13 protein-coding genes are annotated in these 13,532 nt (G+C 68.1%); 8 read left to right on the plus strand and 5 right to left on the minus strand.

The window, feature by feature from the left end:
* Positions 1-59 precede the first annotated feature (59 nt).
* The 5 genes from AB0I82_RS23495 (at position 60) to AB0I82_RS23515 (ending at position 7,102) form a co-directional block, all read left to right on the plus strand.
* On the plus strand, positions 60-620 hold the full coding sequence (locus AB0I82_RS23495) for an SseB family protein (protein ID WP_363259313.1): 561 nt from the start codon (positions 60-62) through the stop codon (positions 618-620).
* The gene (locus AB0I82_RS23500; protein ID WP_363259314.1) at positions 617-1,339 is read left to right on the plus strand and encodes a hypothetical protein; all 723 of its coding nucleotides are present in this window, start codon (positions 617-619) and stop codon (positions 1,337-1,339) included. Before AB0I82_RS23495 ends, AB0I82_RS23500 begins: the two co-directional genes overlap by 4 nt.
* The gene (locus tag AB0I82_RS23505) at positions 1,339-6,225 is read left to right on the plus strand and encodes a putative T7SS-secreted protein (protein ID WP_363259315.1); all 4,887 of its coding nucleotides are present in this window, start codon (positions 1,339-1,341) and stop codon (positions 6,223-6,225) included. The genes AB0I82_RS23500 and AB0I82_RS23505 overlap by 1 nt, the downstream gene beginning before the upstream one ends.
* A gap of 6 nt (positions 6,226-6,231) precedes the next feature.
* Positions 6,232-6,675 carry a hypothetical protein gene (locus tag AB0I82_RS23510; protein ID WP_363259316.1) on the plus strand — a complete coding sequence of 148 codons (444 nt, stop codon included), beginning with the start codon at positions 6,232-6,234 and terminating at the stop codon, positions 6,673-6,675.
* Between the two features lie 130 nt (positions 6,676-6,805).
* Positions 6,806-7,102, plus strand: a complete 297-nt coding sequence (locus AB0I82_RS23515) for a hypothetical protein (protein ID WP_363259317.1) — start codon at positions 6,806-6,808, stop codon at positions 7,100-7,102.
* Positions 7,103-7,237: 135 nt separating this feature from the next.
* Here AB0I82_RS23515 and AB0I82_RS23520 read toward each other — a convergent pair whose 3' ends face one another.
* The 4 genes from AB0I82_RS23520 to AB0I82_RS23535 form a co-directional block, all read right to left on the minus strand.
* Entirely contained in the window at positions 7,238-7,585 is a 348-nt protein-coding gene (locus AB0I82_RS23520) for a DUF6247 family protein (RefSeq protein WP_363259318.1), read from the minus strand.
* A 138-nt stretch (positions 7,586-7,723) separates the two neighbouring features.
* The gene (locus AB0I82_RS23525; protein WP_363259319.1) at positions 7,724-8,056 is read right to left on the minus strand and encodes a helix-turn-helix transcriptional regulator; all 333 of its coding nucleotides are present in this window, start codon (positions 8,054-8,056) and stop codon (positions 7,724-7,726) included.
* On the minus strand, positions 8,056-8,439 hold the full coding sequence (locus tag AB0I82_RS23530; RefSeq protein WP_363259320.1) for a type II toxin-antitoxin system RelE/ParE family toxin: 384 nt from the start codon (positions 8,437-8,439) through the stop codon (positions 8,056-8,058). Before AB0I82_RS23530 ends, AB0I82_RS23525 begins: the two co-directional genes overlap by 1 nt.
* A 123-nt stretch (positions 8,440-8,562) precedes the next feature.
* Positions 8,563-8,826, minus strand: a complete 264-nt coding sequence (locus AB0I82_RS23535) for a GntR family transcriptional regulator (protein ID WP_363259321.1) — start codon at positions 8,824-8,826, stop codon at positions 8,563-8,565.
* 285 nt (positions 8,827-9,111) lie between these two features.
* On the opposite strand from AB0I82_RS23535, the gene AB0I82_RS23540 reads away from it, so the two are divergent.
* On the plus strand, positions 9,112-9,246 hold the full coding sequence (locus AB0I82_RS23540) for a hypothetical protein (protein ID WP_363259322.1): 135 nt from the start codon (positions 9,112-9,114) through the stop codon (positions 9,244-9,246).
* Positions 9,247-9,655: 409 nt separating this feature from the next.
* Here the strand turns inward: AB0I82_RS23540 and AB0I82_RS23545 are convergent, their stop codons facing one another.
* A complete protein-coding gene (locus AB0I82_RS23545) occupies positions 9,656-9,874 on the minus strand; it encodes a hypothetical protein (protein WP_363259323.1) in 219 nt (72 codons plus the stop codon).
* A 337-nt stretch (positions 9,875-10,211) separates the two neighbouring features.
* Between AB0I82_RS23545 and AB0I82_RS23550 the strand changes: the two genes are divergently transcribed.
* On the plus strand, positions 10,212-10,730 hold the full coding sequence (locus AB0I82_RS23550; RefSeq protein ID WP_363259324.1) for a MarR family transcriptional regulator: 519 nt from the start codon (positions 10,212-10,214) through the stop codon (positions 10,728-10,730).
* An 8-nt stretch (positions 10,731-10,738) separates the two neighbouring features.
* Positions 10,739-13,372, plus strand: a complete 2,634-nt coding sequence (locus tag AB0I82_RS23555; RefSeq protein ID WP_363259325.1) for an MFS transporter — start codon at positions 10,739-10,741, stop codon at positions 13,370-13,372.
* The last annotated feature ends 160 nt before the right edge of the window (positions 13,373-13,532 follow it).

Here is a 13,532-nt window from a genome sequence, read left to right on the forward strand (position 1 = left end):
CCCCGCCCCAGCCGGATACTCCTGGCTGGCTGTCAGACGCGAGTGCGAATATGTGATGCATGAGTACCAGTGGGGCGGGGGAATCTTCGGGTGCTGCGCGTGCGGACGGCCGACCGCGCCTGGAGGACTTGCTGCGGCAGGCCGACGCCGAGGCGGCAGCACGGGAGCAGCAGGCGAGCGAGCCGCGCGCGGACCGTACGGACGAGGCGCCGCCCGCGGCGGCAGTGCGGGCATTCGCCGCCCGGCTGGGCGAGTTCCGCCGTACGGCCGTGATCGTGCCGACGCTCGACGGCGACCTGATGACCGCGACCTACGGCGGCATCCGCTGGATCTACGCCTTCAGTGACAGGCAAGCCCTCGCCCGCTTCGCCGTCGCCGCCGGCTGGGAGCCGCCGCCCGCGGACGGCCTGGAGTTCCTGACCGTGTACGGCGCCCGGCTGCTGGACGTGGTGGTCCCGGCGACGGGCGAGCCGACGGGCGTGGCCCTGGACGTCGCGGACGCGGAGGCGGGCGGCTGTGTGATGTTCCCGCCCGTACTCGGCATCGTCCCTGACGAGGCGGCCGTGGACGGCCCCAACGGCGAGGCACTCGCGACGGCCGCGGGGAAGGCCACGGCATGAGCGGCGAGCACGGCGGCCGGCCCGAGATGAGCGACGAGCTGAAGGACCTGCACGTCTCGCCGTCGGCCATCAAGAAGATCACCAGCGGCATCAACGGTGCCATCGACGAGCTGCAGGCCATCGGTCAGGCAGGCGCCGCCGAGGTCGGCCGCGGCTTCTCCGAGCTCGCCCTGACCGGCATGGAAACCGGCTACGCCGATCTCACCGCGAAGTTCGAGACGTTCTGCGAGCGCTGGGAGTGGGGCGTCCGCTCCCTCGTGAAGGAGGCCCTGGACTTCGCCGACGGGGCGGGCTTGTCGGCGGGCCTGATGCACGAGGCGGACGGCTACGTCCAGGGCACGATGAAGGTCGGCTGGACGGCGGCGATGGGCAATCCGCACCTGTCCGAGGACGAGGCCGAGAAGCGCAGCTGGGGCCAGACCCTTGAGGACAACCCGATCCACAGCCTCACCAACCCCGACTACAGCGCCAAGTCGATGCTGGAGGCCGGCCGGCACGCCGAGGACACCTGGAAGGCGACGGCGCACGACCTCACCACGGACGGGATGATCGGCGGCCAGTACAGCGCGTACGCGAAGCTCGCCGGTTACGGGGACGAGTACAACGCCGCGATGGACGACGCGTACGGCCCGGACCAGAAGGCCGACGACGGCAGCGCGCAGGGGGACAGCGGCAAGCACGGCGGCAGCCGCACCGAGCACGGGGGAAGCAACAGCTGATGGGTTGGGACGACTGGATACCGGACGACGTCAAGGACGGTGTCAACGACGTCGCCGACAAGGTCGGTGACGCGTACGAGGACGGCCGGCAGGCCATCGGCAGGGGCATCGACCACTACAGCGACCGGCTGGCCGACACCATCGACGACGCCGGCTGGGACAGCGGTGCCGACTGGGTCCGCAGCAAGGGCGACTCGGCCGCCAACCATCTCGGTGCCGAGGTCGACGAGTGGGAGCTCGGCGAGACCGAGGACCCCAAGAAGCTGGTGCACGGCAGCGTCGACAAGATCCGCGCCACGGCCAAGCACCTCGGCGACTTCCAGAAGGCGTTCGACAAGGTCGCCTCCGGGATGCGGCAGCTGGACTCGGGCGAGTGGCGCGGCCAGGCCGCCGACGCCTTCCGCAAGAAGTTCGCCATGCACCCCACCAAGTGGGCGCACGCCGCCGACGCCTGCGAAAAGGCGTCGAAGGCCCTGTCCGACTTCGCCGAGACGGTGCACTGGGCCCAACAGCAGGCCCAGGTGGCGATCAACGAGTACAAGAAGGGCCAGGAGGCGACCGACAAGGCGCGGGCCGCGCACGCGAGGGACGTGACCGCGTACGCGAAGGACCTCCAGACCTACAAGGACGCCCAGGACGCGGGCAAGGACCCCGGCAAGCGCCCCACCGACCCGGGCGACTTCACCCATGACCCGGGCGAGGCGCTGCGCAACGCCGCCAGGGACAAGCTGAAGCACGCCCGCAAGCAGCGCAACACCGCCGGCGCGCACGCGGTGACCCATGTGGACGCGGCCCTGGCCCACGCCCCCGCCGAGCCGGAGTTCACCGACCGGGTGGGCATGGAGGCGTACGACAAGATCCAGGGCGCGCCGACCGAGCTCCTGCACACGGCGGGCGGCTTCACGAAGGGCGCCTTCGGCCTGGTGTCCTTCGCCCGCTCGATCACCCCGATGGACTCGTACAACATCTCGCACCCGGCCGAGTACGCGATGACGCTGAACTCGACCGCGGCGGGCCTGGTCGGCCTGGCCAACCACCCGGAACGCCTCCCGGCCGCCGTCGTCGGCACCGGCTGGAGCCACGACGCCTCGGAAGCCAAGGGCCGCCTGCTCTTCGACGCCTTGCTGGACGTCGCCACGGGCGGCGCGGCCGCGGCGGCGAGCGCGGGTTCCCGTACGGCCAAGGCGGCCCGCCTCGCCGACGATCTCGGAGAGGGCGCCCTGCGCCGCGAGGGGCGGGATGCGGCGGAGGGCGCGGGGGAACGCACGGCGCGCGAGCAGGCGGACGAGGCCGAGAAGGGCGCGGCCGAGCGGGCCGAGGACCAGAAGGTCTGTCGGGAGGACCCGGTCGACATGGCCACCGGCCGGATGGTGCTGCCGCAGACCGATCTGAGTCTGCCGGCCGCCGGCCTTCCGCTGGTCTTCCGCCGTACTTTCGAGTCGTCGTACCGTGCCGGGCGGTGGTTCGGCCCGTCGTGGGCCTCCACCATGGACGTGCGCCTGGAGATCGACGCCCGGGGTGTCGTCTTCGTACGCGAGGACGGCTCCCTGCTGTCCTACCCGCACCCGGTCCCGGGCGTCCCCACGCGGTCCGAGGAAGGCGACCGCTGGGCGCTGGAGCGGGAAGCCGACGGCGGTTACCTGGTCACGGACCCGGACACCGGCCGTACCTGGTTCTTCTCCCCGCCCACCGACGGCGCCGAGGACGGCATCGCCCTGCTGGAGCAGGTCTCCCACCGCGGCGGCCACTGGATCGCCTTCGCCTACGACGACGAGGGCGCCCCCACCGAGATTGCCCACAGCGGCGGCTACCGCGTGCGCGTCAGTACGTCCGAGGGCCGCATCACCGCATTGCACCTGGTCGGCGCCGATGGTGAGGCGGGCGGCGACGTGGAGGTCGTCCGCTACGGCTACACGGACGGCGACCTGACCGAGGTGACCGGCTCCTCCGGGCGCCCGCTCCGCTTCGGGTATGACGACCGGCACCGCATCACGTCCTGGACCGACACCAACGACTCGCGCTTCGACTACGAGTACGACGACCAGCACCGCTGCGTCTTCCAGTCCGGCGTGGCGGGCCACATGCGGAACACCTTCCGCTACGACGAGATCGACGAGGCCACCGGCCACCGCATCACCTCGGTCACCGATTCACTCGGACACACCACCCGTTTCCTGATCAACGACCGCACCCAGGTCGTCGCCGAGATAAGCCCCACCGGCGCGGTCACCCGCACCCAACGCGACCGACGCAACCGAGTGCTGTCGGTCACCGATCCGCTCGGCAACACCACCGCGTACGACTACACCGCCGACGGCGAACTGGCCCGCGTCACCCGCCCGGACGGCACCCAGGTGACCGCCGCGTACAACGAGCTGGGCCTGCCGATCGAGGTCACCGACCCGGACGGCGCCGTCTGGCACCAGACGTACGACGAGACCGGCCGCCGCACGTCGACCACCGACCCGACCGGTGCCGTCACGACCTTCACGTACGACGCCCGCGGACATCTCGCCTCGACCACCGACTCCGAGGGCCACACCACCCACGTACGTTGCGACTCCCACGGTCTACCTCAGCAGATCACCGACCCGCTCGGCGGCACGACGACTTACGTACGGGACTCCTTCGGCCGCGTCGTGGCCCACACCGACCCCCTCGGCGCCACCACCCGTTTCACGTGGAACATCGAAGGCCACCTCGTCCGCCGCACGGCACCCGACGGCGCGACCGAGTCCTGGACGTACGACGGCGAAGGCAACTGCCTCACCCACACCGACGCCGCAGGCGGCACGACCCACTACGAGTACACCCACTTCGACCTGCTCACGGCCCGCACGGAGCCGAACGGCGTCCGCTACTCCTTCGCGTACGACGCACAACTCCGGCTGACCAAGGTCACCAACCCCCAGGGCCTGGAGTGGTCATACGCCTACGACCCGGCCGGCCTGCTGTCCTCCGAAACGGACTTCGATGGCCGCCAGGTGTCGTACGAACGTGACCCGGCGGGCCGCCTCGCTGCCCGCACCAGCCCACTGGGCCACACGACCGTCTACCAGTACGACAAGCTCGGCCGCACGACAGCCAAGCGCACCGCTGATGGCGCAACGACCCGCTACACCCACGATCCGAGCGGCCGCCTCCTCCGCGCGGCAGCGACGGGCTGCGAGGTGACGTGGCAGCGCGACGCCCTCGGCCGCATCACCGCCGAATCGGTCGACGGCCGCACGATGTCGTACGCGTACGACATGCTCGGCCGCCGCGTGCACCGCCGCACCCCCTCCGGCGCCGAGGCCACCTACGTGTACGACGCCGCCGGCCGCCGCACCTCCCTCACGACCTCCGGTCGAACGCTGAACTTCACCCACGACGCCGCAGGCCAGGAGATCACCCGCAGCCTGACGGACGGCCTGATCACCCTCCACCAGTCATACGACCCGGTGGGCCGCCTGTCATCCCAGTCCCTGTACGGCGCGAGTACGGGTACGGCAGCCGGAACCGATCTCCCCGAGACGGGCAGCAGCCCTCTCCAACACCGCACGTACACCTACCGCCCCGATGGCTACCTCACCGCCATCGACGACCAGCTGAACGGCCCCCGCCGCTTCAGTCTCGATGTCATGGGCCGCGTCACTGGGGTCTCCGCCCACAACTGGACCGAGACCTACGCCTACGACGAGTCGGGCAACCAGACATCCGCCGAATGGCCCGGCGCGCACGCCAACTCGGAGGCCACGGGCACACGCACGTACACCGGCACCCGCCTCACCCAAGCCGGCCGCATCCGCTACGAACACGACGCCGCGGGCCGCATGACGGTACGCCAAAAGCGCCACCTCTCCGGCAAACGCGAAACCTGGCACTACACCTGGGACACCGAGGACCGCCTCACGTCCGTGGTGACTCCGGACGGCACCACCTGGCGCTACCTCTACGACCCCCTGGGCCGCCGCACAGCAAAACAACGCCTGTCCCCATCCAACGAAGTCATCGAGCAGATCGACTTCACCTGGGACGGCACCACCCTCACCGAACAAACCACCTCAGCCGACGAGTCGACCCCTTCAGTCACACTCACCTGGGACCACAACGGCCTGGCACCGATCGCTCAAACCGAACGCCTCTCCGCAGCCGATGCCCCACAATCCAAAATCGACTCCCGCTTCTTCGCCATAATCACCGACCTGATCGGCACCCCCACCGAACTGGTCTCCCCAGAAGGCGAAATAGCCTGGCACACCCGTACGACCCTCTGGGGCACCACCACCTGGAACACCGACGCGACGGCCTACACCCCCCTCCGCTTCCCAGGCCAATACTTCGACCCCGAAACTGGCCTGCACTACAACTACTTCCGGTATTACGACCCCGCGACTAGCCGATACATCACTTCAGACCCTCTCGGACTCTCTCCTGCACCCAATCCGGCCACTTACGTCACCAACCCTCACACCTGGTCTGACCCCCTTGGCCTCGGACCTTGTCCTCCACGAGGGGAAAAGTCGAATCCGTTCGACTCCAGAGAAGAGGCAGAAAAATCGGCCTACGATCTGGCAGGAGTTCCTTACGGAGAAGAACCGGTAGCACAATGGACCGTGACCGGCGACAAGACACTGAAGAACACGCCCGGTTACGTTTACGCGAAGGAAGAAACTCATTGGGGCAACTTCAGGCAATTTGAAACCGAGAATGGGTCCCGAGTCATCGTGGAACACACACACGATCCAGCTGGCCTTCACTTCCACGCGGGAAAACCCAAGCAAGATCCGTCGAGAAACTTCGTAAACTTTGGGTGGGACAATACGCACGACGGATATAGATCTATGGAACGCTACGCAAAGATGAACAAGCCTGGCGGAGATCACCATTTCTTCTATGAGGAGTAAAGCGAGATGAGCACAGTCGAAGAGCAGGCGATCCTGGACAGGATCGCAGCTACAGGTCTGACGATCCTGAAAAGGCCGACCCCTACCAACGTCACCACTACCGAACAAGCATGGCAGAAAGTCAACAATATCGAGACAGAGCCTGTCGCAGAGGTACCGATCAAATCTCCCGACGCCCTGTCACGCGTCGATCAATGCTGGCTGGAAGAAGCCGCGAAGGGACCACTCTTCACGGAAAACGGTGAATTTTACATCAGCATCGGAGGGCCGGGTAGCCGCAAGGTCGATTGGACGGCTGTTCAGTGGTCACAGAATGCCAGGGTGTCGAATTTCCTGATTCGCGATGACGGCCATTTGGAGTTTGTAGCAATGTCGATTGACGGTAGCTACATTTGCGCGGTATCAACAGAGGATGAAGATTACTGGATTATCGAGCACAGGTTCAGCTGACAGCTACCGCGCAGCGGTGATAGGCGTCGATGTGTGGCGAGTGCCGCTGAAGATGCACATCGATACGAAGGATGCGGACGTCGCATGGAAGTGAGCGACCGCAAGTGTTCCCCGGGGCGGGGTTGAGTGTATGGAGTACTGGAAGGTTCGCTGGAATCATGAGTTTCCGGATGAGGCGGTCGTGTTCTACAGCGAGATCGGGGACGACGGGTATGAAGTGAGAAAGGTGCAGGTTTATCGGGACGGGCGCGAGTTGAAGGCGGATTGTCTGCATGAGTCCGGCGAGATCGGCCTGAGCGAGGTCCCCGTCGGAAGGATCGAGGACGTGGCGGCGCAGAGTGAGTTCGCTGCGGAGGTCATCGAGCGCGGGGAGTTCGAGTCCGCGTGGGGGCGAACGGCTTGGCCCGGACGAATGGCGGACGAGTAGGGGCGGCTGGTGCACGCGCCCCCAGGGGCGCTCGTATTCGCCGTGCGTGTGGCAGAACGGCGAGGTGTCAGCCGTACCAGGTGATGTTGCAGATATAGATGCACTCGTTGCAGTCCCACGTCCAGTCGCCGTGGGTCACAGCCCGGCCTCTTTCTCCGCCGCCTCGCGGATCCGCTGGATCTCGGCTATGGCATCTGTGGGGTCCTGGTCCCCCGTATCGACGATTCGCTCCAGTGCACGGAGACGGGCGGCTCGGTCGGGGTACCGCTCGATCGCGATGAAGACGGCCCAGGAGTGGACGAAGGCGCGGAGAGGGGCGAGGCTCTGCGTCTGCTGAGCGTTCGTCGTCGCCTCGAAAATGTGCTGGGTGAGGGCAGGAACCCTGCTCGGCGCGATACGGGACACAGCGGCCCGCAAGGCGTCGGGCGTGAGGTCGGGCATCGGGATCAGCGGTCCGTGCGGGCCGTCGAGCTGCGCGCTCACGGGGGCCTCCAGTGCGGTGGGTAGCCCATACGCCAGCGGTCGGGCCGACGGCCCGGGCCTGGAGTGGAACACCGACGAGCCGAGGCGCGCACGGCTTGGCCCTCGGGCAGCGCGCCGGCGCGGTGGAAGCGAAGCCTCTCAGGCCGCGCCGATCACTCGGTCGCCGTATTCGATGGACAGCGTGATCCGGGCGCCCAGTGCCGCGGCGTAGGTGCGCATCGTTTCCAGGTTGTGGATCTCGCCCCGTTCGATCTGGGAAACCCGCGCCTGGGAGACGCCGACCGCAGCCGCGATCTGAGCCTGCGTGCGCCCCTGTTCCTCTCTGATTCTGCGCAGGTGGTAGCCGAGCACGTACGCCTCGGTCGCCGTCCGAGCTGCCTGCTGGCGAGTTTCCCACTCGGCGTCGGTGACCTCGGGATGGGTTTCACGCAGCCGGCGCTTCACCTCGGCCCAACTGCTGTGGCCAGTCATCAGGCGTTCCCGTCCTCTCGTGTGCGGTGGGCACTCGCCAAGTAGGCGCTATAGCGAGCCTCGGCAAGCGGAATCGCATCTTCGTACCACTGGTTCCAACGGCCTGCCTTGTCCCCCGCCACAAGGAGAACCGCCTCACGTACCGGGTCGAAGGCGAACAGCACCCGAACCTCGGTCCTGCCTGCGCTTCCCGGCCGAAGCTCTTTCAGGTGGTGAACACGACTGCCGGTGATGCGGTCCACCAGCGGCCTGCCCAGCATGGGCCCGCTCTCGGCCAACATGTCGACGGCTGCGGTGACAAGGTCCGCACTCACCGGATCCTCCTCTGCCAGCTTGAGCAGCCACAGCTCCACCGATGGATGGAGGTTGATCTCCCAGCTCATGCTCTGCATCCCAGCGTAGGACGCCGAGGCCTAGAAGGAAATCCTTATATTGCCATCCCAACGGATGACAGGGGAGGCAGCCGAGCCGGCCGTCTCGTCGCGTCGACTCGACTGGTGGCGTGCTCAGACGTCCGAGGGCTCGCCCGTGAAGTCTTCCGGCAAGTGCTTCGAGACGAACGAGCCCATGCCGGGGGTTGTGACGATGAGGCCCTCTGAGCGGAGCGCGGCGGTGACCTTGCGGACGGTCACCCGGGCGACGCCGAATTCCTGCTCCATCTGAACCTCGGAGATCAGGTGCTGTGGCGGGTACTCCCCGCTGGCGATCCGCTTCCGGACCACTTCGGCGATCTGCATCCACTTGGGTCGCGTCGGGTCGAACTCCATCACGAACAGGACTGTACGCAGAGGTAACTAGGACGGCATAGACGCTCCCGTCTGCCTATAGCTATAGACAGGTGCATAACTCTCTCCCTAAGCTGGCGGGCAACAGAAGCCCCGGCGATCGCGGCAACGATCCCGGGGCGTGGCCAACGCTGTCTGTGGATGAGGAGCGTCGACATGCGTCACCGTATCGTTCGCGTCGTGGCACGGGTGGGAGAACTGGTGGGAGAACTGTTCTTCCGGTCTGTGCCAGTGCCAGTGCCACCCACTGTCGTTCGCACGTCTCCGCGAGTGCTCGATGAGCTGATCGACGCAGACTCGACCCGCCTCGTACGGCCGTACCTCGTCGTGTGTGAGCGGCACGCTCGGGAGCGGGCCGCTCGGCTCTTCGCGTACGACGGCGGCTTCTCGGTGTATGCGTCGTGAGCGAGGCGGAGCGGCTTCGGTTGTTGCCCTGGGCCGGGGCCGACGGGCGGCCCTGTTATCTGTCGGCGGAGGCGGACGGGAGCGGGTACGTATCGCAGCTGGCCGATGAGGTGGAGGCCGTGCAGTTGGGGATGGGGGCTCGGCTCGTCGAGCGGGCGACCGAGCTGCTCGGTGAACGGGGGCCTGAGCGCAGGGCGCGGGCCAATGAGTTGCGGTGTCTCGCGTATGGGCTGGTGGAGGCGTTGCGGGATGCGCTCAGGATTGCTGAGAGTCGGAGTGATCGGGCGGCGCGGCATGACATGTAGGACGCGCGGCGACAGTTAGTACGCAAAGGACGGCGGTGCCCCGCGGAGGGGGCACCGCCGTCCGACGTGAGAAGAGGAACAGGCAGGGGCAGAGTCGGGGCCGGTCAGGCCAGGGCCAGCCAAGCCGCGCCCGCGACCACCACGACGGCGACGATGACGCCGATGATCAGGCCTACGCGGGGGCCCGAGGAGGACGGCTGGGTGGTTGCGGCGGTGCGGGGGGTTTGGGGGGCTCCCTCGTCGACGAAGGCGCGGAACATCTGGGTGCTGCCGGCCGGGTCGTAGTTGCCGTTGCCGTCGGGCGTCTGCGGGTTGTTCGCCATAGGGCGAGAGATTAGCGAACTGGTGGGTAGGTGGCACACCCCTGGGGGACGGGGCGGCGGGTGCCTCGCGGGCACACCCGACATCGGTGCGGAGTCGGCCAGAGCACCGCAAAGTGACGACGGGGTGGGAGCGGGAGGGGCGGGGGACCTCGTATGCCCTGGTGATCAGCCCGGCACGCCTCTCTGACCTGCAGATTTACGGTTCACTGTCGGGCCTTTGACTGCTGCACGGTACATCTTTTTGGTTTCCTTTACCTCGCAAACCCCCCATTCGTTTGCCTTCGGCAACCAAGTGGTTCTATGGTTGCCTCAAGCAACAAAAGATGTGGAGGTGCCCATGGCCGCGCAGGGTCAGTACCAGGAGCTGGCCAGGCAACTCAGCGCCATCGGTGCCGTGAAACGCGAGCTCGGGCGCATCCTCCCCCACGATTGCCCGCCCGCCTCGGTAGGCGTGCTCACCATCCTCGACCGGTACGGCGAGATGCGGATGAGCAAGCTGGCCGAGCTGCTGATGATCGACATGTCGGTGACCAGCCGGCACGTCGCCCACATCGCGGAGCGCGGCTGGATCGAGCGGGAGCCCGACCCTCTGGACAAGCGGTCCAGGCTGCTGCGACTGACAACCCGCGGACGCGAACTGCTCGCCGAGCTGTCCGTCCGTTACACAGACTCCCTCGCCCGGTACCTCGACGACTGGTCCGACGACGACGTCGGCCGGCTGAACGAGCTGCTCGCGAAGTTGCACGAGAGCTTCGGCGACTGCCGCACCCGGGCGCATCAGGAACCCACGCGTACCGACGCCGCGCGTACGGACGTCACGCGTACCGAAACCACCCGTACATCAGCAGGACGATAAGGAATTACATGGCTACAACCACACCAGCCGGTGTGCGGGGCGGCCACGCCAAGCACGGAGGCGGCGGAGACGCCTCCGCCGGAGCGCCCATGACGCACCGCCAGATCATGGAGGCGCTGTCCGGGCTGCTGCTCGGTATGTTCGTCGCCATTCTGTCTTCGACGATCGTGTCGAACGCGCTGCCGGAGATCATCCACGACCTCAACGGCGGACAGAGTGCCTACACATGGGTCGTGACGGCGTCGCTGCTGGCGATGACGGCGACCACCCCGCTGTGGGGCAAGCTCTCCGATCTGTTCAGCAAGAAGCTGTTGGTGCAGCTGTCCCTCGTCATCTACGTGGCAGGGTCGGTCGTCGCCGGACTCTCGCAGAACAGCGGGATGCTGATCGCCTGCCGTGTCGTGCAGGGCATAGGCGTGGGCGGTCTGTCCGCCCTGGCCCAGATCGTGATGGCCGCGATGATCTCGCCGCGTGAGCGCGGGCGGTACAGCGGTTACCTCGGTGCTGTTTTCGCCGTTGCGACCGTTGGCGGTCCGCTGCTCGGTGGCGTCATCACCGACACCGACTGGCTCGGCTGGCGCTGGTGCTTCTACGTCGGCGTGCCCTTCGCGGTGATCGCGCTGATCGTGCTGCAGAAGACCCTGAAGCTCCCCGTCATCAAGCGCGAGGGCGTCAAGGTCGACTGGGCCGGTGCCTTCTTCATCAGCGCGGCGGTCTGCCTGCTGCTGGTGTGGGTCACCCTGGCCGGCGACAAGTACGACTGGATGTCCTGGCAGACCGGTGCGATGGTCGGCGGCGCGGTCGTGCTCGCCCTGATCTTCATCCTGGTCGAAACCAAGGCGGCCGAGCCGATCATTCCGCTGCGGCTGTTCCGCAACAAGACGATCACGCTGGCCTCGCTGGCCTCGCTGTTCGTCGGTATCGCGATGTTCTCCGGCACCGTCTTCTTCAGCCAGTACTTCCAGCTGGCGCGCGGCAAGTCGCCGACGATGTCCGGCGTGATGACCATCCCGATGATCGCGGGGCTGTTCATCTCCTCGACCGTGTCGGGCCAGATCATCACCAAGACCGGCAAGTGGAAGGCGTGGCTGGTCACCGGTGGCGTGCTGCTGACCGCGGGCCTCGGCCTGCTGGGCACGATCCGGTACGACACCGAGTACTGGCACATCGCCCTCTTCATGGCCCTGATGGGGCTCGGCATCGGCATGATGATGCAGAACCTGGTGCTGTGCACGCAGAACCAGGTCGCCCCTCAGGACCTCGGCTCCGCCTCGTCCGTCGTCACCTTCTTCCGCTCCCTCGGTGGTGCGGTGGGTGTCTCGGCGCTCGGCGCGGTGCTGGCAACCCGAGTCACGCACTACGTCAAGGACGGCCTGGCCGACCTCGGACCGGCCGGCGCCAAGGCGGCCGCCCAGGGCGGCACCGGCGGCGGGGGCATTCCGGACCTGGACGCCCTCCCGGCGCCCCTCCGGACGGTCATGGAGAGCGCCTACGGGCACGCTGTCGCGGACATCTTCCTGATCGCCGCCCCGTGCGCGCTGCTCGCCTTCCTTCTGACGCTTTTCATCAAGGAGGTCGCCTTGAAGACCAAGGGTGGACTGGCACAGTCCTCCGACGACGGCTCGGACGCCACGGCGTCCGGCGCCACCACGGACGCGACGGCGGTTCCGGCCGACGCCACGGCCGCCCCGGCCACCGCCGCAGCCGCTTCGGCCGCCTCGGCCGCCTCGGCCGGGGAGCGGGAGCCGGCCCTGGTCGGCGCCCCCTCCGCGGCCGACGACCGGACGCCCTCCTGGGCACAGGCCCAGCCCGCCCAGGCCACCCAGGCCCAGCCGCTGGCCGCCTACGCCTCCGCCGGCGACCCCGGCACCCCGGAGGGCCCGGCCATCACCGGCTTCGTCCGCAACGGCGACGGCAGCCCGGTCCCGCGCTCCGCGGTCACGCTGATCTCGCTCAGCGGCCGCCAGCTGGGCCGCTCGGTGGCCCAGGCCAACGGCTCGTACGTACTGAACGCCCCCGGCGCCGGCTCGTACGTGCTGATCGCGGCCGCCGACGGCCACCAGCCGCAGGCGTCCACGGTCGTCGTCGGCGACCAGCCGATCGGCTACGACATCCTGCTCAGCGGCACCAGCGGCCTGCGCGGCCAGGTCCGCAGCGTGGTCACCGGCGCGCCGGTGGACGGCGCGATGGTCGTGGTCACGGACGTCCGCGGTGAGGTGCTGGCGACCGGCAAGACCGGCGTCGAGGGCAACTTCGCCTTCGACGAGCTGGCCGCCGGTACGTACACCGTCGCGGTGAACGCCACCGACTACCGGCCGACCGCGCAGCCGGTCGAGGTCAGCGGCCAGGGCACCACCCGCATCGAGATCGCGCTGCAGTCCGGCGCCCGCGTCCAGGGCGTCGTACGGGCCGGTGCGGACCGCCGTCCGCTGCCGGACGCGCGGGTCACGCTGGTCGACGCGGCGGGCAACGTCGTGGCCACCTCCACGACCGGTGCGGACGGCGCGTACGCCTTCACCGACCTGGACTCCGGCGACTACACGGTGATCGCCAGCGGGTACCCGCCGGTGGCCAACGCGCTGTCGGTGGACGCTGCCGGGGTCGACGGTTACGACGTCGAGCTCGCCCACCCGGGCGACTGAGACCGGCCGGTCGGATCGAACGGGGGCCAGGGCGGACAGCCCTGAGAGCACAGCCCCGGTCCGGGGCGCGCGTTGAGCGGAGACGCGCCCCGGGCCGGACCAAGGGCCCCGGCGGCGGGTGCGCACAGGCAGGGGACGGCCTGCACGCCGCCTGCCGGGG

It is taken from the genome of Streptomyces sp. NPDC050315 (genome assembly GCF_040655775.1).
In the GTDB taxonomy this organism is placed as follows: domain Bacteria; phylum Actinomycetota; class Actinomycetes; order Streptomycetales; family Streptomycetaceae; genus Streptomyces.

Coding starts and splice junctions, on each gene's coding strand:
- AB0I82_RS23495 (WP_363259313.1), top strand. CDS start 60: ATGAGTACCAGTGGGGCGGGGGAATCTTCGGGTGCTGCGCGTGCGGAC.
- AB0I82_RS23500 (WP_363259314.1), top strand. CDS start 617: ATGAGCGGCGAGCACGGCGGCCGGCCCGAGATGAGCGACGAGCTGAAG.
- AB0I82_RS23505 (WP_363259315.1), top strand. CDS start 1,339: ATGGGTTGGGACGACTGGATACCGGACGACGTCAAGGACGGTGTCAAC.
- AB0I82_RS23510 (WP_363259316.1), top strand. CDS start 6,232: ATGAGCACAGTCGAAGAGCAGGCGATCCTGGACAGGATCGCAGCTACA.
- AB0I82_RS23515 (WP_363259317.1), top strand. CDS start 6,806: ATGGAGTACTGGAAGGTTCGCTGGAATCATGAGTTTCCGGATGAGGCG.
- AB0I82_RS23525 (WP_363259319.1), bottom strand. CDS start 8,056: ATGACTGGCCACAGCAGTTGGGCCGAGGTGAAGCGCCGGCTGCGTGAA.
- AB0I82_RS23530 (WP_363259320.1), bottom strand. CDS start 8,439: ATGAGCTGGGAGATCAACCTCCATCCATCGGTGGAGCTGTGGCTGCTC.
- AB0I82_RS23545 (WP_363259323.1), bottom strand. CDS start 9,874: ATGGCGAACAACCCGCAGACGCCCGACGGCAACGGCAACTACGACCCG.
- AB0I82_RS23550 (WP_363259324.1), top strand. CDS start 10,212: ATGGCCGCGCAGGGTCAGTACCAGGAGCTGGCCAGGCAACTCAGCGCC.
- AB0I82_RS23555 (WP_363259325.1), top strand. CDS start 10,739: ATGGCTACAACCACACCAGCCGGTGTGCGGGGCGGCCACGCCAAGCAC.